Annotated in this window: 27 protein-coding genes; 17 read left to right on the top strand and 10 right to left on the bottom strand. The window is 69.8% G+C overall.

Features of this window, described 5'->3' with window-relative positions; translation table 11 throughout:
- The first annotated feature begins 106 nt into the window (after positions 1–106).
- Positions 107–487: an SSI family serine proteinase inhibitor gene (locus ACTWNK_RS37175; RefSeq protein ID WP_474309597.1), complete on the top strand. Its 381-nt coding sequence runs from the start codon at positions 107–109 to the stop codon at positions 485–487.
- A 63-nt stretch (positions 488–550) separates the two neighbouring features.
- Here ACTWNK_RS37175 and ACTWNK_RS37170 read toward each other — a convergent pair whose 3' ends face one another.
- Positions 551–1,657, bottom strand: coding sequence for a trypsin-like serine peptidase (locus tag ACTWNK_RS37170; protein ID WP_474309596.1), 1,107 nt, complete (start codon positions 1,655–1,657; stop codon positions 551–553).
- Positions 1,658–2,087: 430 nt separating this feature from the next.
- Here ACTWNK_RS37170 and ACTWNK_RS37165 point away from each other — a divergent pair, with 430 nt between their 5' ends.
- Positions 2,088–2,987, top strand: a complete 900-nt coding sequence (locus ACTWNK_RS37165; RefSeq protein ID WP_474309595.1) for a hypothetical protein — start codon at positions 2,088–2,090, stop codon at positions 2,985–2,987.
- A 27-nt stretch (positions 2,988–3,014) separates the two neighbouring features.
- On the top strand, positions 3,015–3,971 hold the full coding sequence (locus ACTWNK_RS37160) for a zinc-binding dehydrogenase (protein WP_474309594.1): 957 nt from the start codon (positions 3,015–3,017) through the stop codon (positions 3,969–3,971).
- A 9-nt stretch (positions 3,972–3,980) separates the two neighbouring features.
- On the opposite strand, the gene ACTWNK_RS37155 is transcribed toward ACTWNK_RS37160, so the two are convergent.
- From ACTWNK_RS37155 to ACTWNK_RS37145, 3 genes are read right to left on the bottom strand one after another with little or no spacing between them, the layout of a single operon-like run.
- Positions 3,981–4,112, bottom strand: coding sequence for a hypothetical protein (locus tag ACTWNK_RS37155; RefSeq protein WP_474309593.1), 132 nt, complete (start codon positions 4,110–4,112; stop codon positions 3,981–3,983).
- On the bottom strand, positions 4,109–4,849 hold the full coding sequence (locus ACTWNK_RS37150) for a PadR family transcriptional regulator (protein WP_474309592.1): 741 nt from the start codon (positions 4,847–4,849) through the stop codon (positions 4,109–4,111). The genes ACTWNK_RS37155 and ACTWNK_RS37150 overlap by 4 nt, the downstream gene beginning before the upstream one ends.
- Positions 4,846–5,676 (bottom strand): DUF4097 family beta strand repeat-containing protein, encoded by an 831-nt coding sequence (locus ACTWNK_RS37145; RefSeq protein ID WP_474309591.1) that lies wholly within the window; start codon positions 5,674–5,676, stop codon positions 4,846–4,848. Before ACTWNK_RS37145 ends, ACTWNK_RS37150 begins: the two co-directional genes overlap by 4 nt.
- Positions 5,677–5,834: 158 nt before the next feature.
- Here ACTWNK_RS37145 and ACTWNK_RS37140 point away from each other — a divergent pair, with 158 nt between their 5' ends.
- A complete protein-coding gene (locus tag ACTWNK_RS37140; protein WP_474309590.1) occupies positions 5,835–6,014 on the top strand; it encodes a DUF6104 family protein in 180 nt (59 codons plus the stop codon).
- Positions 6,015–6,118: 104 nt separating this feature from the next.
- On the opposite strand, the gene ACTWNK_RS37135 is transcribed toward ACTWNK_RS37140, so the two are convergent.
- The 3 genes from ACTWNK_RS37135 to ACTWNK_RS37125 all read right to left on the bottom strand — a co-directional run bounded on the left by ACTWNK_RS37135 (position 6,119) and on the right by ACTWNK_RS37125 (position 8,286).
- Entirely contained in the window at positions 6,119–6,670 is a 552-nt protein-coding gene (locus tag ACTWNK_RS37135; protein ID WP_474309589.1) for a PIN domain-containing protein, read from the bottom strand.
- Complete coding sequence (locus ACTWNK_RS37130; RefSeq protein ID WP_474309588.1) at positions 6,667–7,770, bottom strand: helix-turn-helix domain-containing protein; 1,104 nt, start codon at positions 7,768–7,770, stop codon at positions 6,667–6,669. The genes ACTWNK_RS37135 and ACTWNK_RS37130 overlap by 4 nt, the downstream gene beginning before the upstream one ends.
- Positions 7,771–7,917: 147 nt before the next feature.
- Positions 7,918–8,286, bottom strand: a complete 369-nt coding sequence (locus ACTWNK_RS37125; protein ID WP_474309587.1) for an ArsR/SmtB family transcription factor — start codon at positions 8,284–8,286, stop codon at positions 7,918–7,920.
- 32 nt (positions 8,287–8,318) lie between these two features.
- Between ACTWNK_RS37125 and ACTWNK_RS37120 the strand changes: the two genes are divergently transcribed.
- A complete protein-coding gene (locus tag ACTWNK_RS37120; RefSeq protein WP_474309586.1) occupies positions 8,319–9,200 on the top strand; it encodes a TIGR03620 family F420-dependent LLM class oxidoreductase in 882 nt (293 codons plus the stop codon).
- 405 nt (positions 9,201–9,605) lie between these two features.
- Here the strand turns inward: ACTWNK_RS37120 and ACTWNK_RS37115 are convergent, their stop codons facing one another.
- Both ACTWNK_RS37115 and ACTWNK_RS37110 read right to left on the bottom strand, forming a co-directional pair.
- On the bottom strand, positions 9,606–13,268 hold the full coding sequence (locus ACTWNK_RS37115) for a multifunctional oxoglutarate decarboxylase/oxoglutarate dehydrogenase thiamine pyrophosphate-binding subunit/dihydrolipoyllysine-residue succinyltransferase subunit (protein ID WP_474309585.1): 3,663 nt from the start codon (positions 13,266–13,268) through the stop codon (positions 9,606–9,608).
- A 205-nt stretch (positions 13,269–13,473) separates the two neighbouring features.
- Positions 13,474–14,124, bottom strand: a complete 651-nt coding sequence (locus ACTWNK_RS37110) for a B3/B4 domain-containing protein (RefSeq protein WP_474309584.1) — start codon at positions 14,122–14,124, stop codon at positions 13,474–13,476.
- A 59-nt stretch (positions 14,125–14,183) separates the two neighbouring features.
- Here ACTWNK_RS37110 and ACTWNK_RS37105 point away from each other — a divergent pair, with 59 nt between their 5' ends.
- Genes ACTWNK_RS37105 through ACTWNK_RS37075 form a run of 7 tightly spaced genes read left to right on the top strand, consistent with a single transcriptional unit; the run spans position 14,184 to position 19,417 of the window.
- Entirely contained in the window at positions 14,184–14,597 is a 414-nt protein-coding gene (locus tag ACTWNK_RS37105; RefSeq protein WP_474309583.1) for a hypothetical protein, read from the top strand.
- A 49-nt stretch (positions 14,598–14,646) separates the two neighbouring features.
- Positions 14,647–15,225 carry a winged helix-turn-helix domain-containing protein gene (locus ACTWNK_RS37100; RefSeq protein ID WP_474309582.1) on the top strand — a complete coding sequence of 193 codons (579 nt, stop codon included), beginning with the start codon at positions 14,647–14,649 and terminating at the stop codon, positions 15,223–15,225.
- Positions 15,222–16,481: an MFS transporter gene (locus tag ACTWNK_RS37095; protein WP_474309581.1), complete on the top strand. Its 1,260-nt coding sequence runs from the start codon at positions 15,222–15,224 to the stop codon at positions 16,479–16,481. The genes ACTWNK_RS37100 and ACTWNK_RS37095 overlap by 4 nt, the downstream gene beginning before the upstream one ends.
- 59 nt (positions 16,482–16,540) lie before the next feature.
- Positions 16,541–17,611 carry an MBL fold metallo-hydrolase gene (locus tag ACTWNK_RS37090; protein WP_474309580.1) on the top strand — a complete coding sequence of 357 codons (1,071 nt, stop codon included), beginning with the start codon at positions 16,541–16,543 and terminating at the stop codon, positions 17,609–17,611.
- Positions 17,612–17,662: 51 nt separating this feature from the next.
- Positions 17,663–18,397, top strand: a complete 735-nt coding sequence (locus tag ACTWNK_RS37085) for an ABC transporter ATP-binding protein (RefSeq protein ID WP_474309579.1) — start codon at positions 17,663–17,665, stop codon at positions 18,395–18,397.
- Entirely contained in the window at positions 18,390–18,917 is a 528-nt protein-coding gene (locus tag ACTWNK_RS37080; RefSeq protein WP_474309578.1) for an NADPH-dependent FMN reductase, read from the top strand. The genes ACTWNK_RS37085 and ACTWNK_RS37080 overlap by 8 nt, the downstream gene beginning before the upstream one ends.
- Complete coding sequence (locus ACTWNK_RS37075) at positions 18,914–19,417, top strand: flavin reductase family protein (protein WP_474309577.1); 504 nt, start codon at positions 18,914–18,916, stop codon at positions 19,415–19,417. Before ACTWNK_RS37080 ends, ACTWNK_RS37075 begins: the two co-directional genes overlap by 4 nt.
- 60 nt (positions 19,418–19,477) lie before the next feature.
- Here the strand turns inward: ACTWNK_RS37075 and ACTWNK_RS37070 are convergent, their stop codons facing one another.
- On the bottom strand, positions 19,478–20,536 hold the full coding sequence (locus tag ACTWNK_RS37070) for an NAD(P)H-dependent amine dehydrogenase family protein (RefSeq protein WP_474309576.1): 1,059 nt from the start codon (positions 20,534–20,536) through the stop codon (positions 19,478–19,480).
- A 186-nt stretch (positions 20,537–20,722) separates the two neighbouring features.
- Between ACTWNK_RS37070 and ACTWNK_RS37065 the strand changes: the two genes are divergently transcribed.
- The 5 genes from ACTWNK_RS37065 to ACTWNK_RS37045 all read left to right on the top strand — a co-directional run bounded on the left by ACTWNK_RS37065 (position 20,723) and on the right by ACTWNK_RS37045 (position 26,436).
- Positions 20,723–21,595, top strand: a complete 873-nt coding sequence (locus tag ACTWNK_RS37065) for an SDR family oxidoreductase (protein ID WP_474309575.1) — start codon at positions 20,723–20,725, stop codon at positions 21,593–21,595.
- Between the two features lie 150 nt (positions 21,596–21,745).
- Entirely contained in the window at positions 21,746–22,918 is a 1,173-nt protein-coding gene (locus ACTWNK_RS37060; RefSeq protein ID WP_474309574.1) for an ROK family protein, read from the top strand.
- Positions 22,919–22,965: 47 nt separating this feature from the next.
- Complete coding sequence (locus ACTWNK_RS37055) at positions 22,966–24,465, top strand: sugar ABC transporter ATP-binding protein (protein WP_474309573.1); 1,500 nt, start codon at positions 22,966–22,968, stop codon at positions 24,463–24,465.
- Positions 24,462–25,397: an ABC transporter permease gene (locus ACTWNK_RS37050; protein WP_474309572.1), complete on the top strand. Its 936-nt coding sequence runs from the start codon at positions 24,462–24,464 to the stop codon at positions 25,395–25,397. The genes ACTWNK_RS37055 and ACTWNK_RS37050 overlap by 4 nt, the downstream gene beginning before the upstream one ends.
- Positions 25,390–26,436 carry a substrate-binding domain-containing protein gene (locus ACTWNK_RS37045; RefSeq protein WP_474309571.1) on the top strand — a complete coding sequence of 349 codons (1,047 nt, stop codon included), beginning with the start codon at positions 25,390–25,392 and terminating at the stop codon, positions 26,434–26,436. The genes ACTWNK_RS37050 and ACTWNK_RS37045 overlap by 8 nt, the downstream gene beginning before the upstream one ends.
- Positions 26,437–26,442: the final 6 nt, after the last annotated feature.

Below are 26,442 nucleotides of genomic sequence, written 5' to 3'. Positions count from 1 at the left end.
CCAGGCGGCAATGCTAGGGGGCGGCACCGACAACTTCCCGCAGCCCCGCCGCCCGCCTGCCGTGTCGGTCGTTGTCGCAGGTCATCGGCTGCGGGAGGGTGCTGTCATGCGCCTGCTCGCCGGTCTCGGAGTTCTAGCCATCCTGTCAGGCACGGCCGCGGCCGCCCCGCCGCATCGGGCCGAGCCGTACCAGGGGGAGACGAAAGTCATGGTGCTGACCTCGGGGGACAGGCACGCGCTGCTGGTGTGCGGGGTGGCTCACGGCTCCACGCATCCCAGGAGCGAGCAGGCCTGCGCGGCGCTCGACCGGGTGGGCGGCGAGCCCGACAGCATCGAGCCGGTCGCGGGGATGTACTGCACGCTGCAGTACGACCCGGTCACGGTCGGCGCGACCGGGATCTGGGGCGATCGGTTCATCTCCTACGAGGAGACCTTCGGCAACAGGTGCGCCGCGCTGGTGGCGGCCGGACCGGTCTTCGACTTCTGAGCCCGACCGCGGGAAGGCCCCGGCCGGTGCGGCCGGGGCCTCGGTGCTGCGTCCGTCAGCGGGTCACTTGGTCCACTTGTTGGCCGCGGCCTTGTACACCTTGTAGGTGTCGCTGTTGAAGTACGGCGTGCTGATGTGGTCGTAACGGTCGTTCCCGTCGGTGTCCCAGGCGACGCTGTTGACGCCGATCAGGTAGCCGGTGCGGGAGGCGTTCTTGTAGTTGTAGAGCAGCGGGCCGCCGCTGGCTCCGGCGGTGAAGGCGCACTTGAAGCCGACGTGCTCCTGCAGGTTGTACTTCGGCGCCGGCGGCATGGGAGCCGTCGTGCCGTAGCACCACTTCATCGTGCGGCCGGTGTAGGGCTTGTCGCCGTCGGGGTGCGAGCCTGCCGGGTAGCCGAAGGAGAAGACTTTCGCCTTGGTGCTGCGGTTCCAGGTGAAGCCCTGGCCGCCGACGTTGTCACCGAGCCTGCCGACATTGGTGACGACCGGCCGCCACTGCCCGTCGACCTTCTCCCACTTCACCTTCACGCCGGAGTGCACGTTGACGAAGGCGTAGTCGAAGTCGTAGTCCTCCTTGACGACGAAGTCGTCGTGCGCGTTGAAGGTCTTGGCCGCGTAGATGCCGTAGGGCGCCTTGCCCTCCCACGCCTGGTTGCCGTCCCAGTACGACGGGATGAAGACCCAGTTGTCGTAGAAGGTGTTGTTCTTCACGTCGTAGACGCAGTGCGCCGACGTCGCCACGAGGTTGCGGTACTTGCCCTGCACCGAGGACGCGGAGCAGTACTTCCAGCTGCGCGCGTCGTTCGGGTTGGCGCCCGGGAGGGTGAAGAACACCCTTCCGACGGTGTTGGGGAGGTTGACGTGCTTGCTCTGCGTGGGCTTGGCCTTCTCCTCGCCGATCGGGGGGACCGATCCGGCGGGCCCGTCGGGAACGGCCTTGATGGCCTTGCCGCTCCTGGCGGTGACGTCGAGGTCCTCGTTGATGTCGTGGGCCGCCCGCATGCGGGACGGGTTCCAGAACTCGGTCGCGGCCTGTGCGGAGGTGCTCGTGGTGTGGGCCACCACGTCGCTGGGTGCGGTGGCGCCCGCGGCGCCGCTGGTGGCGCCGATCGCACCGGCGACCATGAGGAGGCCGGCGAGGGGGATCGTGAGGCGCTGTGCTCGGGACATCACTGTGTTGCGCTCCTTCCAAGTTCTCGGCGGCCCAGAGCGGGGTGCTTGTGCCCCGGTGGGCCAGGAAAACGAGGGGAACGTTACTCAGCCGCGGAGTACGCCGACCAGGAAACGACGCGAAAAAGTCTCGGCCGGTTCCATTCCGTTATTAATATGCCAATACAGCATGTATTCAAGAATGGTATTCCCGCAGGTAGAGGCCTGGATTGAATATCACTGATCCCATCATTCCACGGCGTCACACGCGACACTTCAATCATGGGACGCGGGAAATGCCCATGGAATAACACCGGCCCCGGGGCGGGTCGATCCCGGCGTACGTCGCGGTTCGGTGACACCGTGTGCTGAATTCGTGACCTGCGTGCGCGCGAAATCGGACCGCATCGGTCCCACACTGGAGGCGAAGTCACTTCGAGCAAGGACCGTCGTGGGCGATCGCTTTGACGTCATCGAGGCGGGAGCCTCTGGCCGCCGCCGGTGGATCGGGGTGGCGGTGCTGGCCGTGTTGCTGGCCGTACCCGTGATCTCGCTGCTGAACAGCAGGACGCCCGAGCCCGAACCTGTGCCCGCGCCCACGACGGCGGGGCTGTCCTCGCTGGTCACCGTCACCACGACGCCCAACGCCGTCTATCCGGAGACGACGCCGGTCGAGGACGACGAGGTGATCAGGGTGACGTTCCCGGACGGGCGGCGGGCCGAGGTGCGCTATCCGCCGGAGACGCAGCTCAACAGCCTGGGGATCAGGCCGTTCGTCGGCGGCTGGCTCGACGGCGACTTCCGGCGCTTCCGGCAGCTCGTCGCGCCGTACGGGGGCGAGGTCGAGATCTCCAAGGGCGGCGCGCCGATCCGCAGCATGACCGGAAACGTCACCCTCTGGCCGCGTCAGCCGGGGCCGGGCGGGGCGGGGCAGGTGCTGCTGTTCGAGTTCGGCAGCTGGCGGCTGGCGCTGCACGACCGGGGCGACAGGCTGACCTTCGACCAGCGCATGGCGTGGGCCGAGGCGATCAGCGGCCGGGTGACCCGCGACGGGTACCTCGTGCTGCGCGCCGATCGGCCGATCAGGTTCGCCGAACCCGGAGAGGTGATCGCCGGTGATCCGGTGGGGCCGCAGCTGTGGTTCGGCGGCGGCGCTGGGCCGATGGTCGCCCTGGTGCCCACCCCCCGGTGCGAACAGCTCAGCCGGATGCCGTCGGTCATCGGCGGCAGAGGGCGCTTCAGCCGGGGCACGTGCTCGGGCGGCGTGTACGTCGCGGCGTCCGGCGGTGAGCGTTATGTGGCCTCGGTGATGCGCGGCGTCGAGGTACGGATGCTGCCTGACGACAAGTGAGGCGGGGGCGGGGCGTAGGGTGCGGCCATGTTCGCCGTTACCGCCACACGCACCGATGCCGACCGACCGCTCGACGGACTGACCCTGGGCGAGCGGCCCGAGCCGCGGACGCCCGAAGGCTGGACGACGGTCACCGTCAGGGCGACCGCGCTCAACCACCACGACCTCTGGACGCTCAAGGGCGTGGGCATCCGCCAGGACCGGCTGCCCATCGTGCTCGGCTGCGACGCCGCCGGGCTCGACGAGGACGGCAACGAGGTCATCGTGCACGCGGTGATCGGCTCCGGGCCGGACGAGACGCTCGACCCGAGACGCACGCTGCTGTCGGAGCAGCACGACGGCACGTTCGCCGAGCGGGTCGCGGTGCCACGCCGCAACCTGGTGCCCAAGCCGGCCGCCCTGTCGTTCGAGGAGGCGGCCTGCCTGCCCACCGCCTGGCTGACCGCCTATCGCATGCTGTTCGACAAGGCCGGGTTGCAGCCGGGCTCGACCGTGCTCGTCCAGGGCGCCGGGGGCGGCGTCGCCACCGCGCTGATCGCACTCGGCAGGGCGGGCGGCTTCCGCGTCTGGGCCACCTCCCGTACGGAGGCCAAGCGGCAGCAGGCGCTCGACCTGGGCGCCGACCTGGTGTTCGAGCCCGGCGCACGGCTGCCCGAACGCGTCGACGCCGTGATGGAGACCGTCGGCCAGGCCACCTGGGACCACTCGCTCAAGGCCCTGCGTCCCGGCGGGCGGATCGTCGTGTCCGGGGCGACCAGTGGCGCGGTGCCGCCTGCCGATCTGAACCGTGTCTTCTTCCTGCAGCTGTCGGTGATCGGCTCGACGATGGGGACGCGCGACCAGCTGGCCAGGCTGGCGGTGTTCCTCGAACAGACCGGGGTGCGACCGGTGATCGACAGGACCGTGCCGCTGCGGGAGGCGCATGACGGGTTCGAGGCGATGGCGGCGGGTGAGCTGTTCGGGAAGGTCGTCTTCCTGGCGTAGGGGAGGGCGTCAGGCCGGAAGCAGCGCGGGGCGCTTGGCGGCGTGGTCGTCGTCGTCGGCCTGTGGCTTCTTCGGGGGGTCGGCGTGCTGGGGCGGCAGGAGCCGCAGCAGCGGCTGGCGGAAGCCGTACATGGCGATCATCGCAGGTGGTCGCGTATCCGGGCGGCGGCCTCGTCGAGTGCGGTGCGGCACTCCTCGACGATCTCCTGGGTCAGGGTGGCGGCCGAGGCCTCCTGCCTGATCTGCGCGACGAAGTCGGCGAGCATGTCGCCGAGCTCGGCGTCGTACTGGGCCTGGCCCTTCGAGGCGCCGCCGAGGTCGCTCCAGATCTCCTCCCAGATGCCACGCCACTGCTGGGTGATCCGCTCGCCCTGGTCCTGCCAGCGCTTGGCGCTGTCCTGCCACTGGCGCCGCTGCTCGTCCTTGATCCGCTGGACCTCGGCCTTCTGCTGCTCGCGCAGGCGCCGCCAGTCGTCGCGTGAGGCGCTCGGCTTGACGTCCCTGGCCATCTGGGTCAGCTCCTCGCGCAGCGACCTGACCGTCTCGCGCACGTCCTCCTTGACCTCGCGGGCGATGTCGCGGACGGACTCGGAGATCTCCTGCTCCAGGTCGGCCAGCTCGTCGAGCCTGCCGTTGAGCTCCTCGCGGCCTTCGTCGGTGAGCGAGAAGACCTTCTTGCCGTCGATCACCTCGTGGGTGACCAGGCCCTCCTCCTCCAGCCGGGCCAGACGCGGGTAGATGGTGCCGGGAGAGGGCGAGTAGACGCCGAGGAACCTGTCCTGCAGCAGCCTGATCACCTCGTAGCCGTGGCGGGGGCTCTCCTCCAGGAGCTTGAGAAGGTACAGGCGAAGCCGCCCGTGCCCGAACACCGGACTCATATCGTGGCTCCCTTGTCGCCGTTGCTGCCGCTTGTCCCGCCCTTGAGCACTGTGATGTCCGACGACAGCGAGGTCAGGCTCAGCGAGGCCATGCCGCCGCCGAGTCTGCCGGACAGTGTCCGCGAGCCCGGTTTGCTGACCGGGCGCAGCTCGTCGAACCCGCTGGCCAGCCTGCCCGCCGTCGTGCGCGCCGTGACGTCGGTGTCGGCCGTGCCCGGCAGGCGTACGAGCACCGCGCCCGAGACCGTGCGGACGGTGACGTGCGCGGTCGGCGGGAGGTGGAGGTCGGCGGTGATGGCGCCGGACACGGTGTTGGCCTTGAGCCGGCGCGGCGTGCCGTGTGCGACGGTGAGCTCGCCCGACACGCTCTTGAAGTTGAGGTCGCCGGTCATCGCCCGGCTCTCGACCGGTCCCGACACGGTCTCGGCGTGGACGTCGCCGCTCACACCGTCCAGGACGATCTCGCCCGAGACGCTCTTGACGTGGGTACGGTGCTCGAACCCGGCCACGACGGCGGAGGCCGAGACGACACCGGCGTTGACCGAGCAGTCCTTGGGCACGGTGATCGTCAGTGCGGCTCTGCGCTTGCTCGGCTTGAGCCAGCCCAGCAGGCCGTCCCAGGTGAGATCCTTGTAGGCGACGGTCAGCGTGCCGTCCTCCTCGTCGAGGGTGACGATCAGCTCGGTGCCGTCGACCTCGGTCACTTCGAGGGTGGCGGGGCCTTCGCTGGCCAGTACGGCGAGGCGTCCGTCGACGATCCGCACGTCCAGCTCGCGCACCGCCCCGAACGTCAGCTGCTCGGGCCTCTCGATGATCCATTGAGGCATGGGTCCAGCCCTTCATCTTGTCCGACAGTGAACACGATATGTCGCGTATGACGAAAACTCAAGATGTATCGCGTTTTGCGGCTGGGATTCTTCGGGGTGTCGCGTGCGTCGCTAGAGTTGAGCCCGGACGGCCGCCGACGACGACGAGGAAGCAGGAGATGTACTTCACCGACAGGGGCATCGAGGAACTCGTCGAACGCAGGGGCGGGGAGGAGGTCAGCGTGATGTGGCTGGCCGAACGCCTGCGCGAGTTCGTCGACCTGAACCCCGAGTTCGAGACCCCCGTCGAACGCCTCGCCACCTGGCTCGCCCGCTTGGACGACGATGACGACGAGTAGACGCGGGTAGGCGCGGGTAGATCGCTTGGGGGCAGAGACAGGGGTAGGCGCAGGTGGGCCGGTTGGGTTCACAGCTGGGGTAGGCGCAGGTAGGCCAGCTGGGTTCACAGCAGGCCGCGTGCCTCGGCCCATGCGGGGAGCTGGCTGCCGGTGCAGGGCAGCCTCAGCCCGCTCTCGTGGAGCGCGTCGACCAGGCCACACATCTCGACCTTGGTCATCTTCTGCATGAGATGCAGCCGGGTGAGCAGCCAGATCGTGCCGTGGACCTCCAGGCCCCGGGCTCGGCCCACCCTCGTCGCGTCGCGGTCGTCGGTCAGCGCGACCATGGAGCGCACCTGGGCCGCGGCGAACACACTCGCCTCGCCCAGGTGGTGCTCACCGGCTCCGAGCACCTGCGACCAGTCGTAGAAGGCGATGAGCTCGGCATCGGTGTCCAGCGTGAGCACGCTGAGCCACTCCAGCTCCGCCAGCGAGCGCAGCGACGGGTACTTCGGCAGATGCCTGCCGATCTCGTCACCGACGACGCTGGTCGTCGCCATCGTGGTCACCCACGTGCCCAGGACGTCGATGCGATCGGCGAGGGCGAAATGGTGCAGGACGGTGGTGTCGGCCACCAGCGGGGGAAGCGGGTCGCACGGCGGGGGAGGGGATGTCACGGCGTCTGGTCGTCCTCCGATAGGGGAGGTAGCTCGCAGGCGTTGTCGAGCTGGCCGTGCATGAGCTCCAGCGCCCGGTCGCCGGTGATCTTCGAGTTTCGGTACGCCTGCATGACGGCGTGGGCGACCATCGGCGGCACGCGGATCGAGTCGAGGTCCGGCTGCGGCGTCCAGCCGAGGGCGTCCCTGAACTCCGCGTGGGTCGGCGCCCTGGCGGCGAGCGCTCGCTCCTCCGCCTTGGTGATCAGATCGGCGGTGCGGGCCTGCCTGATCGCGAGGCTCCACGAGGTCCGGTAGCGCGCGGCCAGGGTGACCAGAACGGCCCTCTTCGGCTTCGCGGGCTCGGCCGCGGCGGCGGCGCGCACGCACTGGACGGGCAGCAGCAGCTCGGCGGCGAACGCCTGCACCGCAGCCTCGCGTTCGGCTCGTGAGGCGTGCACGCTGAGGTCGGTGGAGTACTCGTCGCCGAGTATCAGGTGGCCGAGCTCGTGTGCGGCCGTCGCGCGCCTGCGCCCGGGTTCGCCGTCGATGCTCACCACGGCCGCGGCCACATCGCCGTCGATCGCCGAGGCCCCGTCGCCCGCCAGCTGTGTCACCAGGATGAACTGGCCGCACCGCTGGCACAACTCCGCGAGAGACTCGATCGGCTCGCTGTACAGCTTCAGCTCCGTCCGCAGCCATTGGGCCGCTCTGACCGCCGCGGCCGGCCCGTCGACCCGGCCAGGGTAGGCCAGCCTGGTCGGCGGCTCCAGCACGCCCAGGCCGATGAGCTGTGCGAGGTCGCGCAACCATCCGGCGAGCACGGTGTCCACCCGGTAGGCGTCCCTGCCGCTGTCGGTGGTGGTGTCCTCCGCAAGGGGAGTACGGTGCGACATCACGGCGGGCGGGGTGCTGAGGAAATGTCCGAGCGGGAGCGACAGCACGGTGGCCAGTCGCATGAGCTCCAGCGCGTCGAGGCGTCTCGTGCCCGCCTCGATCTTGCTGATCATCGTGCGGTCCAGCCCGACCCGCTCGGCCAACTGCGGCTGGGACAGCCCCATGGCCAAGCGCGACTCGCGGACTCGCTCGCCGATCTCAGCCCAGTCAAGCGACTTGGTCATGGGTGCGATAATCGCACGCCCTCTGAGGGCTCACAACGCTTTGCGAGTAACGGTTGACTTGCCGTTTCATCGCAATCACCCGCCAAATACCGCGATTCGGTTGGGTGTCGGACTGCATTCGGGCTTCGCCTGGAGGGGGTAGGGGCTTCAGGGGGCTTCGGGGAGGGGCTCGGCGATGACCAAGGTGAGGAGGCCGGGGAAGCGGGTGTCGAACTCGGCGCGGCGCAGGCGGTTGAGGCGGCGGGGGCCCTCGTCGCGCTGTTCGAGGAGGCCGACGTTGCGCAGGACGGAGAAGTGGTGGCTCAGGGTCGACTTGGCGACCGGCAGGTCGTTGAACGTGCCGCAGGCGCGGGTCCAGTCGGGGACCTCGGCCAGCTCGCGGATGATTCTGCGGCGCATCGGATCGGCCAGCGCGTCCAGTGCGGCCTGCAGTGACACCTCCAGCGGGGAGGCATGGGTGAGGCCGCGAGCGCGTGAGGTGTTCGACGACGGTCGAACACTGTTGTAGTGTTCCATCTCGATCGAACACTCTACCTGATGGGACCCTCATGGACCTCGGACGTGTCGGCGCATGGCACCAGCTGTTCAGCAAGGCTCCGCTCGCCCAGGCACGGGAGGCGGTCAAGGAGATCGAGGCGCTCGGCTATGCGACCCTCTGGGTCAACGAGGCTCCCGGCACCCGAGAGCCGTTCACCAATGCGGCGCTCCTGCTTGAGGCCGGCAGTAGGATCACGATCGGCACCGGGATCGCCAGCATCTGGGGCCGCGACGCCTCGGCGACCGCGGCGGCCGTCGCCACGCTCGGTGAGGCCTTTCCCGGCAGGTTCGCGCTCGGGCTCGGCGTGAGCCATCACACGCTGGTCTCGGCCCGTGGCCATACCTACGCCAAGCCGCTTGCCGCGATGCGTGCCTACCTCGACGCCCTTGACGAGGCGGCCGGGGCCGAGGGGGTGCCGGTTGTGCTGGCCGCGTTGCGGTCGAAGATGCTGGAGCTGTCCAGGGATCGGGCTGCCGGGGCGCACAGCTACTTCGTACCCGTCGAGCACACCGCCAGGGCTCGCGGCATCCTCGGCCCCGACCGCCTCCTGGTACCCGAGCAGGCCGTGATCGTCGAGACCGATCCCGTACGGGCTCGCGCCTTGGCTCGTGAGCACATGTCGTACTATCTGCGCCTGCCCAACTATGTGAACAGCCTGCACGACCTGGGCTTCACTCCTGCCGATCTCGCCGACGGCGGCAGCGACCAGCTCGTCGACGCCCTGGTCGCGTGGGGCAGCCCCGAAACCGTCGCCACCCGCGTCCAGGCTCACCTCGCCGCGGGCGCCGACCACGTCGCCGTCCATCCGCTGGCGGAGCCCGGCCCTGCCGAACTGAAGACCGTCCTCACCCAGTACACCGACCTCGCGGGCCACCTCAACGCACTGTCCTGAGCCCCATCCGGGGCGATCTTCTCCTGTACGGGGGCCGCTCTGGGGGTGCCTCGGCGTTCGCCTGGTCTGGGGTGTCCGGGCTGGCTTGGCGTGGGCGGGGGGCGGCTTCGCCCGGCCTGGACCGTTCAGCCCGGCGTGCCGCGACGCCGGTCCGGACATATCCCGCTATGCACAGCTCGTGCGTCGGCCGATCGACCGCCCCGCAGGACGAAGCTCGCCCAACACCACCGAGCAAGAACCAGCCACGACACACCCCCTCCTCACGCCCAAACGCCCCCACCCAGCCCCACCCAAACGCACCGCCCCCAAGCATGCGACAAGCTCCCGGCAAGCAGTGCGAGCCGAGGGCCTTTCGGTGGGAACACCCCCTGAAGGCCCAGCCAATGGGCCCTCAGGGGAACGGCGTCAGCCGAAGAGTTGTTGGAGCATGTCTTCGAGTTCGGCCTCGTGCGCCGCGTGGGAGCCGACGGCGGGGGAGCTGTTGGCGGCGCGGGAGACGCGGGAGAGGCGGCGGCCGCCGAGGAGGTCGGGGATCTCGGCCATCTTGAGGGTCAGGAAGGGCCACGGGCCCATGTTGACCGGCTCGTCCTGGGCCCAGACCAGCTCGACGTCGGACCCGTAGCGCCCGAGCTCGGCCAGGAGCTCGTCCTTCGGGAACGGGTAGAGCCGTTCGACCCTGACCAGGGCCGTGGTCTCCGCCTTGCCGAGCTTCTCCCTGCCGTTGAGCAGGTCGTAGTACACCTTGCCCGACGACAGCACGACCTTGGTGACCTTGGCGGGGTCGACCTTGGCGTCGCCGATGACCGGCTGGAAGTGGCCGTGCGTGAAGTCGGCGGAGGCCGAGGCCGCCGCCTTGTTACGCAGCAGCGACTTCGGCGTGAAGACGATCAGCGGCCTGCGACGGTCCGACAGCACCTGCCAGCGCAGCAGGTGGAAGTAGTTCGCCGGGGTCGACGGCTGGGCGACGGTCATGTTGTCCAGCGCGCACAGCTGCAGGAACCGCTCGATGCGGGCCGAGCTGTGGTCGGGCCCCTGGCCCTCGTAGCCGTGCGGCAGCAGCAGGACGAGCGAGTTGCGCTGGCCCCACTTCTGCTCGCCCGACGAGATGAACTCGTCGATGATCGACTGAGCGCCGTTGGCGAAGTCGCCGAACTGCGCCTCCCAGGCCACCAGGGCGTCCGGCCTGACCACGCTGTAGCCGTACTCGAAGCCCATGGCCGCGAACTCGCTGAGCAGCGAGTCGTAGACGTAGAACTTCGTGGTGCCCTCGTTGAAGGTCTTCAGCGGGGTGTGCTCCTCGCCGGTGACCCTGTCGACGAGTACGGCGTGGCGCTGGGTGAACGTGCCCCGGCGCGAGTCCTGGCCGACGAGGCGCACGGGACGCCCGTCGATGAGGATCGAGCCGAAGGCCAGTGTCTCGCCCATGCCCCAGTCGATGGTGTCGGACTCGACCATCTGCCCCCTGCGCTGGATGACCGGCGCGAGACGGGGATGGATGGTGAAGCCGTCAGGCAGGTTGAGCTGCGTGTCGACGATCCGCTTGAGCGCCTCGTCCGAGATGGCCGTGGACGTGTCGGCGTGCGACCACTTGACGACCTCGCCGCGCTCGGGCACCACCATGGCGCCGGGCTCCAGCGGCTTCTTCGTAGCCTCGCGGGTCTCGGTGAAGGCCCGCTCCAGCTTCTGCTGGTAGTCGCGCAGCGCCTGCTCGGCCTCGTCCACCGTGATGTCGCCACGGCCGATGAGGGCCTCGGTGTAGAGCTTGCGGGTCGAGCGCTTGGCGTCGATGAGGTCGTACATGAGCGGCTGGGTGAAGCCGGGGTTGTCGGTCTCGTTGTGGCCCCGGCGTCGGTAGCAGATCATGTCGATGACGACGTCCTTGCGGAACGTCCTGCGGTACTCGTAGGCCAGCTTGCCCACGCGGACGACGGCCTCGGGGTCGTCGCCGTTGACGTGGAAGATCGGCGCCTGGATCATCCGCGCCACGTCGGTCGCGTAGACCGACGAGCGGGAGGAGGCGGGCGAGGTGGTGAAGCCGACCTGGTTGTTGACCACGATGTGCACCGAGCCGCCGGTGCGGTAGCCGCGCAGCTGCGACAGGTTGAGCGTCTCGGCCACGACGCCCTGGCCGGCGAAGGCCGCGTCGCCGTGCACGAGGACGGGAAGGACGGAGAAGCCCTCCTCGCCGCGCTCCAGCAGGTCCTGCTTGGCCCTGACCACGCCTTCGAGCACCGGGTCGACGGCTTCGAGGTGGGAGGGGTTGGCCACGACCGACGCGCTGATCGTCTTGCCGCCGTGCGCGGTGAAGTCGCCGGTGGCGCCGAGGTGGTACTTGACGTCACCGGAGCCGTGCGCGGTGCGCGGGTCGATGTTGCCCTCGAACTCGCCGAAGATCTGGCCGTAGGACTTGCCCACGATGTTGGCCAGCACGTTGAGCCTGCCGCGGTGCGCCATGCCGATGACGACCTCGTCGAGGTTGTCACAGGCCGCCGCGCCGATCACCGAGTCCAGCAGCGGGATCAGCGATTCGCCGCCTTCGAGCGAGAAGCGCTTCTGGCCGACGTACTTGGTCTGCAGGAACGTCTCGAAGGCCTCGGCGGTGTTGAGCCTGGCCAGGACGTGCAGCTGCTCCTCGCGGTCGGGCTTGGCGTGCGGCTTCTCCACCCGGGCCTGGATCCAGGCCCGCTCCTCGGGGTTCTGGATGTGCATGTACTCGATGCCGATCGTGCGGCAGTACGAGTCGCGCAGGACGCCGAGGATCTCGCGCAGCTTCATCAGCGGCAGGCCGCCGAATCCACCGGTGGCGAACTCGCGCTCCAGGTCCCACAGCGTCAGGCCGTGCGACTGGATGTCGAGGTCGGGGTGCTTGCGCTGCTTGTACTCCAGCGGGTCGGTCTCGGCCATGAGGTGGCCACGCACCCGATAGGCGTGGATGAGCTCGATGACACGCGCCGACTTGGCGACGTCGTCGTCGTGGGTGGCGGAGATGTCCTGGACCCAGCGCACCGGCTCGTAGGGGATGCGGAGGGCTTCGAAGATCTCGTCGTAGAAGCCGTCCTCGCCCAGCAGCAACCGGTGGATCTGACGCAGGAAGTCGCCCGACTGGGCGCCCTGGATGATCCGGTGGTCATAGGTGCTGGTCAGCGTCATGACCTTGGAGACGGCCAGCCTGGACAGCGTCTCGGTGGACGCGCCCTGGTACTCGGCCGGGTACTCCATCGCGCCGACGCCGATGATCGTGCCCTGGCCCGGCATGAGGCGCGGCACCGAGTGCACGGTGCCGATCGTGCCGGGGTTGGTCAGCGAGATCGAGGTGCCGGTGAAGTCGTCGACGCCGAGCTTGCCCGAGCGGGCCTTGCGCACGACCTCTTCGTAGGCCATCCAGAACTGGCGGAAGTCCATCTCCTCGGCGCCCTTGATGGACGGGACGAGGAGCTGGCGCTCGCCGTTGCTCTTCTGCACGTCGATCGCCAGGCCCAGCCCCACGTGCTCGGGCTTGACCAGGGTCGGCTTGCCGTCGACCTCGGCGTAGGAGAAGTTCATCTCCGGCATCGCCTTCAGCGCCCTGACCACGGCGTAGCCGATGAGGTGCGTGAAGGACACCTTGCCGCCGCGACCGCGCGACAGGTGGTTGTTGATGACGATCCGGTTGTCGATCAAGAGCTTGGCCGGAATGGCGCGAACGCTGGTGGCGGTGGGTACCGCGAGCGACGCCTCCATGTTGAGGGCCGTGCGCGCGGCGGCGCCGCGGAGCTTGACCTCTTCGGCACCGGCAGGCACCGGGGTCGACACCACGGGCTTCTTCTCCACGGGAGGTGCGGGCGGGGTTGCCGCCTTCTTGGTGGGGGGAGCGGGAGTGGGGGCGGGCGCGGTCGCTGTGCCGTTCGCCGCCTCCTTGGCCGGGGTACGGCCCGGTCCATAGTCGGGGTTGTAGTCAGCGAAGAAATTCCACCAGGCCTTGTCTACCGACTCGGGGTCCTGGAGGTATTTCTGGTACAGCTCGTCGACAAGCCACTCGTTCTGACCAAAGCTTGCCAGCGGGTTTGCCGGCGACGACTCTGACGACACGGCGGAAATCGCCCTCTTCCGCAGATCGGCGTTGATGATAGAGAACAGTGTCTAAGGCTACTCGCCTGTACTGGCCACATGCGCCGGTCGGACGAGACCACCTGGCCTGATCCTCTCAGGACCGTCCAAAGTGGTCACCCCCGCCTAGCCCATTCAGGTGATGCAGTCATTGTCACTCTTTGGTATCAACACCGTGGCCTGCCCGTCAGTTCCCCGGACCGACCAGTCGTGTCCTGATCTCGACGTCCGGGCTGATCTCACGCAGCAGGGCGACGAGCTCCTGACCGGCGAGCTCCAGCTCCGCGTACGTCAGCGGTTCGAGGCGCTCCAGCAGGAACAGCGCGTTGACCGTCTCCTCGGTCAGCCGGGTGCGCACGCACTGACGCCAGTTCCAGCGGCGGCAGGTGACGCCGATGTCGTCGCGCCAGACGACCTCGCCGATCTCGGGCTCGCCGAGCGCCTCGTCGGACTGCTCGTCGCCCTGCGCCCTGACCAGGCGGGCCGGGCCCCGGTAGTGGTCGAGGTCCTCGCCGCCGATGGGCAGCGCGTGCTTGACGCTGATGGAGTTGTAGGCGTCGACGACCAGGTTGATCTCGGGCAGCGGCAGGCGGCGGGTGAGCGCGTCGACCGAGGGCCTGGTGCGCTGCGGCTTGGCGCCGAAGGCGCGGTAGGCGTCCTTCCAGGCGTCGATCCTGTCGGTGCGCGGCTCGGCCGCTGCGGCCTCGGCCTCGGCCAGCCAGGCCCGTGAGCGGTCGTCGGTGGGCGCGCCCCGCAGGCCGTGCGCCTCGATGACGAGCACCGCGAAGTCGGGGCGCAGGGCGAGGACGGCGGGATCAACCTGGATGTCGTCGAGCATTGGACAAGCCTACGAGAATGTCAGGCCCGGTCCGTGATCGATGGAGAGGAACACCCCTCATGCACCCTCCGCAGGCTCACCTGGTCCTGGACGTGAAGCGGCACTGGGCCGCGTTCATGCTCGCCATGATCACTCCGAAGATGTTCCTGAACGGCCATCCCATGCTCGTGCAGTGGGGCCGCAACGTCATCCCGGTGATGCCGGGCCGCTATCACATGCATGTGCATCTGCCCTACTTCCTGCCCGCGCAGATCGGGCCGGCCGACCTGGAGATCTGGCTGGAGCCGGGCAGGGCGCTGGAGGTGGAGTACCGGGCGCCGGTGTGGGGGTATTCGCGGGGGGCGCTCGGGCCCGCGCCGCAGCCGTGGAACGGGCTGGCGCTGGCCATCGCGCTCAATGCGGTGGCGCTGGGGATGTTGCTGCTCGTCGTGGTGTTCATCCTCTTCATGGTGATCGTGGCCGCCGCCGGGTGATCGCAAAATTCTATTTGCAAAAAAGTCTTTGCGGTCTTAGGGTGCCGGTATGGAAGAGGCATACCGGATCACCGATCCGCGCGTCCTGAAGGCGGTCTCGCACCCCCTGCGGGTCAGGCTCCTCGGCCTGCTGCGCGCAGACGGCCCCGCCACGGCCAGCGAGCTCGGCCGCAAGGTCGGCGAGAGCTCCGGCTCGACCAGCTACCACCTGCGCGAGCTGGCCAAGTACGGCTTCATCGGCGAGGACCCCGACCGGCGCGACGCCAGGGAACGCCGCTGGCGCGCCCTGCACCGCCTCACCTCATGGGGCAACGAGCAGATGGCCGCCACCCCGGAGGGCCGCGAGGCCATCGCCGTCATGCGCCTGCGCCAGCTGGAGTCGATCATCCGCTCGGTGGAGACCTACGACGACGCGGCCTGGCCCGCCCCCTGGCGCGACACGGCAGGCATGAGCGACTACGTGGTACGGCTGCCGCCCGCCGGACTGCGCGAGTTCTGGGACCGCGTCGACGCGCTGCTCGGCGAGCTGGAGGCCAGGCACGGCGAGGCGGACGGCGTCGAGCAGGTGCACCTGGGCCTGGTGGCCTACCCGCGTGCGCGCGAGGCCGCGGAGGGGGAGCCGTCGTGACCCCGCTTTCGGCGCGCCGGCGCTACACGCTGGTCAGCTTCCTCACCTGGCTGCCGCCGGGCCTGATGGTCTCGTCGATGGTGCTGCTGATGAGCTGGCGCGGGATGACGCTGGCCCAGGTCGGCGTGATCGTCGCGGTGTACGGCCTGGTGGTCGTGGTGCTCGAACTGCCGACGAGCGGCCTGGCCGACGTGCTCGGGCGCAGGGTCGTGCTGGCCGCCTCCTCGCTGTTCCTGGTCGGCGGGCTGGTGCTGCTGGCGTTCGCGACCACGATGGGGGTGTTCGTGCTCAGCGCCGTGCTCAAGGGGGTGGCCAGGGCCCTCTACAGCGGACCCGCCGACGCCTGGTACGTCGACACGCTGCACGCGCTCGAAGGTCCCGATGCCGATCTCAAGCCGGGTCTGGCCCGAGGGCATGCGATGAGCTCGCTGGCGTTGTGCGTCGGCGTGCTGGCCGGTGGTGCGATCCCGCTGCTGGTGCCGGGCGGGCTGGTCTATCCGCCGCTGGTGGCCGCGTGCGCCTCGGCCGTGGGGTTCGTGGTGGTGCTGGTGGCGCTGCCCGAGCCGCCGCATCCCCGTCTCGGCCTGCGCGAGGTGCTGCGCGATGTGCCCGCGACGGTGGTCGCGGGCGTGCGGCTGTCGGCGGGCGACGGCGTGCTGCGCCGGTTGATGCTCCTCGCGGCGGCCGTCGGGGTCGCGCTGGTCTCGGTCGAACTGCTCACGCCCGGCAGGCTGGCCCAGCTCACCGGCACACCCGAGTCGGGCAGCGCGGTCTACGGCGTGGTCGCGGCGATCGGCTTCGCGGCCAGCGCGGCGGGCAGCGCGCTGGCGCCGGGCGTGGCCAGGGCCACGGGCTCCTCGGTACGCGGCGCGGTCGCGGGCACGCTGACGACGGCGCTCGCGCTGGGCGCGCTGGCCGCGTCGGTGGCGATGAGCGGCGTGGCGGGCATGGTGGCGGCGGGCCTGGCCTACGCCGTGATGTTCGCGGGCCTGGCGGTGTCGGGCGTGCTGTGCGCCGAGATGCTGCACGGAAGGGTCGGAGCCGAGCAGCGCACGACGGTCGGCTCGACCGAGTCGCTCTCCGGGCAGGCGGGCGGCGGGCTGGCCAATCTCGGCCTGGGCCTGGTCGCGACCGGCGCCGGGCTGGGCCTGGCCTGGTGGCTGGCGGCGGGGGTCGTGCTGGCCTCGGCGGCACTGTTCGCCCGCATGCCGTCCGGCCGTACGGCCCCCGACCAGGCGCGGGCCGTACCCGCCTGAGAAACCCGCAGGCCACCCCTGCTAGAACATGATTCGGTCCAGAGGGCACAATCGTGGCCATGGCGAAGTTCATGGTGACACCGGCGAATGCGGCGCAGCGCGACGCGTGGCTCGGCGGGACGATCCCGCCCGTGGAGCGGGTCAGGCCGGGGCTGTGGTCGATCCCGGTCCCGATCCCGATCAATCCGCTCAGGTACGTCCTGGTCTACGCGCTCGAACTCCCGGCGGGCGTGGCGATCGTCGACGCCGGATGGAACACCGACGAGGCCTACCAGGCGCTGGTCGACGGCCTGGCCGTCGCGGGGTACACGATGGGCGACGTCAAGGCCGTCCTGGTCACGCACATCCACCCCGACCACTACGGCCTGGCCGGACGCATCAGGCAGGAGTCGGGCGCCTGGGTCGGCCTGCACCCGGCGGACGCGGCGCTGCTGCACGACCGCTACGACGAGGACGCGATCCAGTCGCTGATCGACAAGGAGAAGGCGGTCCTGGTGGAGTCGGGCGTGCCGCAGCTCACGCTGGACGAGCTGGCGGGCGCCTCGATGATGATCAGGCACTACGTGACGATGGCCAGGCCGGACCGGCTGATCGAGGACGGCGAGCGCATCGACCTGCCGGGATGGGACCTGCGGGCGATCTGGACGCCAGGCCACTCGCCCGGTCACCTGTGCTTCGTCGAGCCGGGCAGGCGCGTGCTGTTCTCGGGCGACCACGTGCTCGCCAAGATCACGCCGATCGTCGCGGTGCATCCGCAGTCGGGGCCGAACCCGCTGGCCGACTACCTCGACTCGCTGGCCGCCGTGCGCAAGCTCGGTTTCGATCTCGGCGTGCGGGAGGTGCTGCCCGCCCACGAGTACCGCTTCCTGGATCTGGCCGAGCGCATCGACCATGTGCTGGCCCACCACGACGACAGGCTGGAGGAGATCGTGGACGTGGTGGCCGCGCATCCGGGCGTCTCGTGCTGGGACGTCGCCACTCAGCTCACCTGGTCGCGTCCGTGGGAGACGATCCCGCCCTTCATGCGCAGGGCGGCCAACAACGAGACGCTCGCGCATCTGGCCTGGTTGGAGGCTCGCGGACGGCTGCGTTCGGTGGCCGGAACGCCCACGCTCTGGTATTTCATGTAAATCCAGTAGGAAATATTGACTTAGGGATGAAGGCGACATAGCGTCGAGTGCATGACAGGCGCCCGACTCGACCTCAGCAGCGTCGCCAAGCACCACGGAGCACACGTCGCCCTCCGCCACCTCGATCTGTGTATCGAGGCGGGAGAGCTGCTCGCGGTGGTCGGGGCGAGCGGCTGCGGCAAGTCGACGCTTCTCGACCTGCTCACCGGGCTGACCGGCCCGACCGCCGGAGAGATCCTGGTCGACGGCGAGCCGATCGCCGCGCCCGGCCTCGACAGCGGTGTCGTCTTCCACCAATACTCGCTCTTTCCCTGGCGTACCGCGCTGGCCAATGTCGAATTCGCGTTGGAGGCCAGAGGCGTGCCCAGGATGGAGCGGCCCGAACTGGCCAGGTACTACCTCGACCTCGTCGGCCTCGAAGGCGTGGACCTGCGTGAGCCGGACGAGCTGTCCTTGACGATCAGGCACAGGGTGGCCCTGGCCAGAAGCCTCGCCTTCGGGCCCAGGGTCCTGCTCATGGACGACCCGTTCGCCGGGCTCGACCGTGACAGCCGGATCCGGCTGTGCGCACACCTGCGCGGCGTGTGGCGGCGCGCAGGCGTCACCGTCGTGTTCACCACCACCGACCCCCAAGAGGCCGCCCGGCTGGGTCAGCGCGTCGCCGTCCTCGCGGGCGGCGAGATGCGGGCCCTGATCGAGATCGGCCCAGACCCCCAGCACGCGTACAAACGGCACGGCGCGCGGATCGCGGCCCTGCTGACCGAGGAGGCTGTTCACGTTGGCTGAAGGCATCGTCACCGTGGTGGGCAACCCCCGGGCCGGATCCAGGACGCTCGCAGCCGCCGTCGCGGCCACCGACGCCGTGGCGGCACGGCTCGGCCACGACGGCGCCAGGGAGATCGTCGACCTGTCCGCGCTCAGCTCCACCCTGCTCGTCCCCGGCGCCAACGCCGGTCTCGAGATCGCACTCGAACTGGTCTCCACCGCCTCCGTCGTGGTCCTGGCCAGCCCCACCTACAAGGCGACCTACACCGGCCTGCTCAAGGCCTTCCTCGACAAGCTGCCCTCCGGCGCGCTGAAGGGGGCGGCGGCGTTGCCGATCCTGGTGATGGGCGACGCCAAGCACAGCCTCGCCGTCGAGGTGCACTTCCGGCCGCTGCTGGTCGAACTCGGTGCGTTCGTCCCCACCCCGGGCCTGGCTCTGCTGGAGTCGGAACTGCCGGGCGCGGAGTCGATCGCACGCTGGGCCGACCTGGTGACGCCGCAGATCTCAGGGACCTCGCTCAGGGAAGGAGCACTGAGTTGACGATCGCAGACGACGTGTCCATCGACGCCGACAGGTTCCGCAAGGTACTCGGCCTGCACGCGGCGGGCGTCGTGGTGATCACCGCGACCGCCGAAGGCGTGCCCGTCGGCCTGACGGCGACGTCGTTCTCCTCGGTGAGTCTCAGCCCGCCGCTCGTCTCCTTCTACGTCGACCGCTCCTCCAGCACCTGGCCGTGGTTACGCCTGGCCGACCACTTCGCTGTCAACGTGCTCGCGGGCGACCAGGCCGACCTGGCCTCGCGCTTCGCCCGCAAGGGCATCGACCGCTTCGCCGCGCCGACGCGCTGGCGGACCGGCCCGATGGGCGCGCCCCTGCTGGACGACGCGTGCGCGCATCTGATCTGCGTGCCGCACTCGACGGTCGACATCGGCGACCACGTGCTGGTGGTCGGTCTGGTTCGGGAGACCTCGACCGGGCCCACCTCACGCCCACTGCTCTACCACCAGGGACGTTTCGGCAGGTTCCAGCCTCACGGGTGAGGGGGTTCACACGAGGGACCCGGCGACGTAGCGGCGCCGGGTCCCTCGCTCCGCACGGCGTCAGGCCAGCCGGACCGTTCCTTTTCCGGTGGTGAGCGGAAGGTCGAGCAGCGTGCGGATGCCCGGCGGCGCGGCGCACAGCGCGGGCACGGCGTTGACCGCACGCGCGGCGGCGGCGGCCAGGCCGTTGGACACCTCGTCCACCGTGATCGCCACCTGCGGCTGCCCCTCGATGTGGATGGCGAAGCCGGGATCGGACCAGCGGCCGACCCTGGTGGCGTCGGCCTTGTACACGCACTCGATCGTCATGAACGGCCGCCCTCTGACCAGGCCCGAGAACACCCAGCGGGAGGCGCACACCGTGTCCTTGCGGACCAGGCCGGCCGCGATCTCGAACTCCTCGGTGGCCAGTTCGAACTCGTCGCTCTCCTCGACCTCGTCGAGGTGCACGCCGAGCGCGTCGGCCACCAGTAACACGCTCTCGGCGAAGAGCGCGCGCTGGAAGGAGCGGTAGGGCCGCACGGCGGCGGCGTAGTCCTTGGGCGAGCGCGTGAAGCCCACCATGTCGACCACGATCTGACGTGAGGGATGCCCGCTGAAGTCGGAAGACTCGCGCACGTAGATGTGGTCGACCCGGCTCGACAGCCCGGTCAGCGCGAGCGGCAGGTGGTCGCTCATGAACCCGGGGTTGACGCCGGTGCCGTGCACGGAGGAGCCGCCCGCCGCGCAGGCCGCCTCCAGGCGTTCGACGACGCCGGGGCCGTAGGAGCGCGGGTAGACGAACCCGGTCGTGGTGACGACGTTCTTGCCGGAGGCGAGCAGGGCGCAGATCGTCTCGACGTCGGCGGTGTGGTCGTGGCCGAAGTACCAGCCGGGCAGCGGGGTGTGCACGACACAGTCGGCGTCGAGCGCCAGCACGGCCTCGACGTCGTCGGTGCACACGATGCCGCAGGCGGGCTCGCCGACCAGCTCACCGGCGTCCCTGCCGACCTTGTCGGGGTCGTAGACCAGCACTCCGGCCAGCTCGAACTCCGAGCGGCCGAGCAGGCTGCGCAGGGAGTATCGGCCGACAGCGCCCGTGGCCCACTGGACCACGCGAAGGGGCGGCTGCAAGGGCATGCGAAGCCTCCAGCCCGGTGGGGGAGCGGGGCCGTGCAGGAGGGGTGTCACCGATGACCCTCGCCCGTGCGGGTCCAGAACTCTAGCAGAAAACGATCGTCGCGCTGTGCCCCGGACGCGATGGTCTGCCCGTGGGGCAACGGATATGGTGAGCACGCTAGAAGGATGTTCTGACTGGGAGGTTCGATGCTTCGCTTCGACGGGAAGGTCGCCGTCGTGACCGGCGCCGGGCACGGCCTGGGCCGATCGCACGCCCTGCTGCTGGCCGAGCGCGGCGCGCAGGTGGTCGTCAACGACCTCGGCGGCGCCCTCGACGGATCGGGAGCCTCGGCGGGCCCGGCGGCCGAGGTGGTCGACCTGATCACGAAGAACGGCGGCCAGGCCGTGGCCAACGCCGACAACGTGGCCACGCCCGAAGGCGCCGGGGCCGTCGTGCGTGCGGCGATCGAGGCGTTCGGGCGGGTCGACGTCGTCGTCAACAACGCGGGCATCCTGCGTGACAGGTCGTTCGGCAAGATGACCGTCGAGGAGTTCGACGCCGTGCTCGCCGTCCATGTCAGGGGGGCCTATCTGGTCAGTCAGGCGGCGTTCGGGCACATGAAGGAGCAGGGGTACGGGCGTATCGTCAACACCTCCTCGCCTTCGGGGCTGTTCGGCAACTTCGGGCAGGCCAACTACTCGGCGGCCAAGATGGGGCTGGTCGGGCTGACCAAGACGATCGGCATCGAGGGGGCTCGGGCCAATATCAAGGCCAATGCCATCGCGCCGATCGCCTGGACGCGGATGACGGAGGAGTTGCTGCCCGCCGAGTTCGAGGCCAGGTTCACCGCCGAGCGGGTCAGCGCGCTCGTGGCCTATCTGGCGCACGAGGAGGTGCCGGTGACCGGCGAGGTGTTCAGCGTCGGCGGCGGCAAGGTGGCCAGGGTGTTCGTGGCCGAGGGGCCGGGCTGGAAGGGCGAGGACATCTCGCCCGAGGACATCGCGGCCAACTGGGACGCCGTCATGACCGAGACGCCGTACGTGCTGACCTCGCAGGACTCGTTGAAGGGCATGCTCTAGCAGTCAGGCCAACCAGGGCGCCGGTCGACCGATCGGCGCCCTTTCGCATGCCCTGATCGCCGCACTTACGCCGATCATCAACGAAAGTCATGCAGATTATCGTTCTGATTCCCTTGATTTCCGCGTAAGTACGCTCTTATCGTCGGCCGCATGACCCCCGTCTTCGGCTCGCCGGGCGAGGTCCTGTCGCTCATCAGCGCCGGATCCGCCACCACGCGCACCGACCTGGCCAGGCTCACCGGGCTGGCCAGGTCGACCGTGGGCCGGAGGGTCGACACGCTGATCGAGGGCGGCCTGGTCGAGGAGGTCGACGGCGGCACGTCCAGGAGCGGCAGGCCGCCGCGGCTGCTCAGGCTGCGCACCGCCGAGCACACGGTCGCGGGCGTCGACCTCGGCGCCACCCACTGCCGCATCACGCTCATGGACGTCGCCGGAAGCACACTGGCCGGGTGCGAGGACCGGCTGCTCATCGCCGAAGGGCCGCGGACCGTGCTGGAGCACGTCGACAGGCGTATCGCCGAACTCCTCGACCAGGCGGGCCGACCGGCCGCGGCGCTGCGGGCGATCGGCGTCGGGGTGCCCGGACCGGTCGAGCACGCCACGGGCAGGCCGAGCCATCCGCCGATCATGCCGGGCTGGAACGACCATCCCATCGCGGCCTTCTTCGCCGAGCGCCACGGCGCCGCCGTACTGGTCGACAACGACGTCAATGTGATGGCGCTGGGCGAGCACCGCAACGCCTACGCCGGGACCGGCCACCTGCTGTTCGTCAAGGTCGGCACCGGCATCGGCTGCGGCGTCGTCTCCCAGGGCGTGCTGCACCGGGGCGCCAGGGGCGCGGCGGGCGACATCGGCCACATCAGGGTCGGCGGGCACGACGAGACGGTGTGCGGCTGCGGCAACACCGCCTGCCTCGAAGCCGTCGCGGGCGGCGCCGCCCTGGCCGCGCGGCTGAGCGAACTCGGCTTCCCCGCCGAGTCGGGCAGCGACGTCGCAGCCCTCGTCCAGGCGGGCAACACCCAGGCGCTGCGGCTGGTCAGACAGGCGGGCAGGCTCATCGGCGAGGTGCTCGCCGGGCTGGTCAACTTCTTCAACCCCGATGTCGTCGTCATCGGCGGCGCGCTCGCCACCGTGCACGAGCACCTGCTCGCGGGTGTGCGCGAGGCCGTCTACCGCAGGTCGCCGCCGCTGGCCACCCACCACCTCGCCATCGTGCCGAGCCGCATGGGCAGCGACGCCGCGGCCTGCGGCGCCGCGATCCTCGCCGTCGAGCACTACCTGGCGCCCGACAACATCAACCGCCTCCTGCCCTCCACCGTGTAGCCACCGATCCACCGATCCACCGCCTGCGACCCCCCACGGAGGCACCCATGACCGACCTGCTGACCATGCGGGGCGTGGTCAAACAGTTCCCAGGAGTACGCGCGCTCGACGGCGTCGACCTCACGGTCGCCTCCGGCGAGGTGCACTGCCTGCTCGGCCAGAACGGCGCGGGCAAATCCACCCTGATCAAGGTCCTGGCCGGCGTGCACCGCCCGGACGAGGGCACGATCACCTTCAACGGCGCCCCCGTACGGCACGGCGGCCCCCTGCATGCCATCAGGCTCGGCCTGGCCACCATCTACCAGGAGCTCGACCTGGTGGCCGGCCTGAGCGTGGCGGAGAACGTCTTCCTCGGCCACGAACCCGCCAGGCTCGGCTTCGTCAGGCGCTCGGCGCTCAACCGGGCCGCACGCGAGGTGCTGGCCAGACTCGGTCACGCCGAGATCAGGCCGACGGCCGAGACCGGACGCCTGTCCCCGGCCGCCCAGCAGATCGTCAGCATGGCCAGGGCGCTGTCGCACGACGCCCGGCTGATCGTCATGGACGAGCCTTCGGCCGCGCTGGCCCACGACGAGGTCGCCAACCTCTTCCGCGTCATCAGGGAGCTGACCTCCCAGGGCGTCGCGGTCGTCTACATCTCCCACCGCCTCGCGGAGATACGCGAGATCGGCGACCGGGTGACGGTGCTGAAGGACGGCAGGACGGTGGCCGTGGGACTGCCCGCCCGCGACACCCCGACCCAGGCGGTCGTGTCGCTGATGACGGGCCGCGACGTCGAGTACGTCTTCCCGCCGCGCCCCGGCGTGCCGCCAGGTCCCGAGGTGCTGCGCGTGGAGGACCTCACGCTGCCCGGTGTGTTCGAGGGCGTGTCGTTCGGCGTGCGGGCGGGCGAGATCGTCGGCCTGGCCGGGCTGGTCGGCTCCGGGCGTTCGGAGATCCTCGAATCGATCTACGGCGCCCGCAGGGCGACCGGCCGCGTGCTGCTGGCCGGTCGCCCGCTGCCCCGGCGCGGCGGCACCACGACCGCGGTACGGCGCGGCATGGGCCTGGCGCCCGAGGAACGCAAGGCCCAGGCCCTGCTGCTCGACCAGAGCGTCACGGCCAACATCACACTCGGCTCGATCGGCGGCTACGCCAGGTTCGGCTGGCTCGACCGCTCGAAGGAGCGCGCGGCGGCCGTCCGCCTGGCCGCGATGCTGGGCATCCGCCCGCCCGACCCGGACCGGCCGATCAGGACGCTGTCGGGCGGCAACCAGCAGAAGGCGGTGCTGGCCCGCTGGCTGGCCGACGGGCGCAGGCTGCTGCTGCTCGACGAGCCGACCAGGGGAGTGGACGTCGGCGCGCGGGCCGAGCTCTACGCCGTGATCAGACGGCTGGCCGACGACGGCATCGGCGTGCTGCTGGTCTCCAGCGAGGTGCCCGAGGTGCTCGGTCTCGCCGATCGCGTGCTGGTGGTCAGGGAGGGGCGGGTCATCCACGAGGGCGCCGCCCAGGAGCTGGACGAGCATGCCGTACTGGACATGATCATGGAAGGCGGGGCGGCGTGAGGGTCGCGGGGTTGCGGCATGCCGGGCTGGTGGTCGCGCTGGCGCTGCTGGTCGTGGTCGGGCTGGTGACCGTGCCCGAGTCGTTCGCCACGGGATCGAACCTGGTGAGCGTGTTGTCGCTGGCCTCGACGATCGGCGTGATCACGGTCGGCATGACGTTCGTCATCATCGGCGGCGGCATCGATCTGTCGGTCGGGGCGGTCATGGCCCTGGCCTCGGTGTGGGCCACGACGCTGGCCACGCAGGCGTTCGGGCCGTTCGTCATGGTCGTGTGCGCGGTGCTGGTCGGGGTCGGGGCCGGGCTGGTCAACGGGTTCCTGGTGGCCTACGGGCGGATGGTCGCCTTCATCGCGACGCTGGCGATGCTGGTGGCGGCCAGGGGACTCGCGCAACGCATGTCCGACCGGCGTACCCAGCTGGTCCAGCAGGGCAACGAGGCGATCGTGGAGCTGTCGACCACACGGCTGCTCGGGGTGCCGTTGCTGGTCTACGTCTTCGCCGTGGTCGTCGTGCTGGGCTGGCTGGTGCTGAACCGCACCACGTTCGGCAGGCGTACCTACGCGGTCGGCGGCAATCCGGAGGCGGCCAGGCTCGCCGGGATCGACGTCCGCAGGCACACCATGATCCTGTACGGGATCTCCGGCCTGTGCTGCGGCATCGCCGCCGTGCTCATCATGGCCAGGACCACGACCGGCTCCTCCACGCACGGCGACCTGTACGAGCTCGACGCCATCGCCGCCGTGATCATCGGCGGGACGCTGCTGACCGGCGGGCGGGGCACGATCGCCGGTTCGATCCTCGGTCTGGTGATCTTCACGCTGATCACCAATCTGTTCATCCTCAACGGTCTCAACACCAGCGATCAGCTGATCGCCAAAGGCCTGATCATCGTCGTCGCCGTCCTGCTCCAAAGGAGAAAGCACCATGAGTGAAAGAGTCGCGCGCAGAGGCTTCCTCGCAGGGGGCGCCGTGCTCTTGGTCTCGGCCTGCACCAGCAACCAGCCACAGGCCGAGCCGAGCGCGCCCGCACCGTCGGCGGCGCCCGCCGCATCGGGCAACGACCAGCCGGGCGACAAGGTGGTGATCGGCTTCTCGGCCCCCGCGGCCGACCACGGCTGGATCGCCGCCATCGCCAAGAACGCCGAGGCCGCGGCCGGGCAGTACGCCGACGTGGAGTTCAGGCCGGTCGAGCCGACCAACGACATCAACACGCAGATCTCGGCCGTGGAGTCGCTCATCGCGGCCAAGGTCAGCGCGCTGGTGATCCTGCCCAACGACGGCAGGCAGCTCAACCAGATCGCCCTGCAGGCCACCCAGGCGGGCATCCCGGTGATCAACCTGGACCGGATCTTCCCCGACAAGCTCGCCTACCGCACCTGGATCGGCGGCGACAACTACGGCATGGGCGTCGCGGCCGGGCACTACATCGGCAGGAAGCTCAAGGACAAGGGCGTGGCGAACCCGGTGATCGTCGAGATCCAGGGCATCGCCACCCTGCCGCTGACCCAGGACCGCAGCGCCGGGTTCGCCGACGCGCTCAAGACCTACGGCTTCGCGGTGACCGCCAAGCAGGACGCCCAGTTCACCGTCGAGACGGGCAACAAGGTGGCGGCCAACCTGCTCCAGGCGCACAAGAAGATCGACGCCCTGTGGAACCACGACGACGACCAGGGCGTGGGCGTCCTGGCCGCGATCAAGGAGTCGGGGCGCGACGAGTTCTTCATGGTCGGCGGCGCGGGCTCGGCCAACGCGATGCGCGAGATCCAGTCCGGCGGCTCGGTGCTGGAGGCGACCGTCACCTACAGCCCCACGATGGCCTCATCGGCGATCAAGCTGGCCAGGCTCGTCGCCCAGGGAAAGGGCATGAGCGATCTGGTGGAGAACCAAGTGCCCCAGTCGATCACCCTCGCATCCGAGACCATCACCAGGGAGAACGCCGAGAGGTACCTGCCGCTCGGCTTCGAATCATGATCGGGG

Source organism: Nonomuraea sp. IBHARD001, assembly GCF_056106265.1.
This window is presented reverse-complemented; position numbering and strand designations above follow the sequence as displayed.

Excerpts from the sequence above, each read along its gene's own strand:
- ACTWNK_RS37055 (WP_474309573.1), top strand. The coding sequence starts at position 22,966 with ATGACCGACCTGCTGACCATGCGGGGCGTGGTCAAACAGTTCCCAGGA.
- ACTWNK_RS37150 (WP_474309592.1), bottom strand. The coding sequence starts at position 4,849 with ATGAGTCCGGTGTTCGGGCACGGGCGGCTTCGCCTGTACCTTCTCAAG.
- ACTWNK_RS37145 (WP_474309591.1), bottom strand. The coding sequence starts at position 5,676 with ATGCCTCAATGGATCATCGAGAGGCCCGAGCAGCTGACGTTCGGGGCG.
- ACTWNK_RS37125 (WP_474309587.1), bottom strand. The coding sequence starts at position 8,286 with ATGGAACACTACAACAGTGTTCGACCGTCGTCGAACACCTCACGCGCT.
- ACTWNK_RS37090 (WP_474309580.1), top strand. The coding sequence starts at position 16,541 with ATGGCGAAGTTCATGGTGACACCGGCGAATGCGGCGCAGCGCGACGCG.
- ACTWNK_RS37110 (WP_474309584.1), bottom strand. The coding sequence starts at position 14,124 with ATGCTCGACGACATCCAGGTTGATCCCGCCGTCCTCGCCCTGCGCCCC.
- ACTWNK_RS37105 (WP_474309583.1), top strand. The coding sequence starts at position 14,184 with ATGCACCCTCCGCAGGCTCACCTGGTCCTGGACGTGAAGCGGCACTGG.
- ACTWNK_RS37045 (WP_474309571.1), top strand. The coding sequence starts at position 25,390 with ATGAGTGAAAGAGTCGCGCGCAGAGGCTTCCTCGCAGGGGGCGCCGTG.
- ACTWNK_RS37060 (WP_474309574.1), top strand. The coding sequence starts at position 21,746 with ATGACCCCCGTCTTCGGCTCGCCGGGCGAGGTCCTGTCGCTCATCAGC.
- ACTWNK_RS37065 (WP_474309575.1), top strand. The coding sequence starts at position 20,723 with ATGCTTCGCTTCGACGGGAAGGTCGCCGTCGTGACCGGCGCCGGGCAC.
- ACTWNK_RS37100 (WP_474309582.1), top strand. The coding sequence starts at position 14,647 with ATGGAAGAGGCATACCGGATCACCGATCCGCGCGTCCTGAAGGCGGTC.
- ACTWNK_RS37070 (WP_474309576.1), bottom strand. The coding sequence starts at position 20,536 with ATGCCCTTGCAGCCGCCCCTTCGCGTGGTCCAGTGGGCCACGGGCGCT.
- ACTWNK_RS37130 (WP_474309588.1), bottom strand. The coding sequence starts at position 7,770 with ATGACCAAGTCGCTTGACTGGGCTGAGATCGGCGAGCGAGTCCGCGAG.
- ACTWNK_RS37155 (WP_474309593.1), bottom strand. The coding sequence starts at position 4,112 with ATGATCGCCATGTACGGCTTCCGCCAGCCGCTGCTGCGGCTCCTGCCG.
- ACTWNK_RS37120 (WP_474309586.1), top strand. The coding sequence starts at position 8,319 with ATGGACCTCGGACGTGTCGGCGCATGGCACCAGCTGTTCAGCAAGGCT.
- ACTWNK_RS37085 (WP_474309579.1), top strand. The coding sequence starts at position 17,663 with ATGACAGGCGCCCGACTCGACCTCAGCAGCGTCGCCAAGCACCACGGA.
- ACTWNK_RS37160 (WP_474309594.1), top strand. The coding sequence starts at position 3,015 with ATGTTCGCCGTTACCGCCACACGCACCGATGCCGACCGACCGCTCGAC.
- ACTWNK_RS37140 (WP_474309590.1), top strand. The coding sequence starts at position 5,835 with ATGTACTTCACCGACAGGGGCATCGAGGAACTCGTCGAACGCAGGGGC.
- ACTWNK_RS37170 (WP_474309596.1), bottom strand. The coding sequence starts at position 1,657 with ATGTCCCGAGCACAGCGCCTCACGATCCCCCTCGCCGGCCTCCTCATG.
- ACTWNK_RS37175 (WP_474309597.1), top strand. The coding sequence starts at position 107 with ATGCGCCTGCTCGCCGGTCTCGGAGTTCTAGCCATCCTGTCAGGCACG.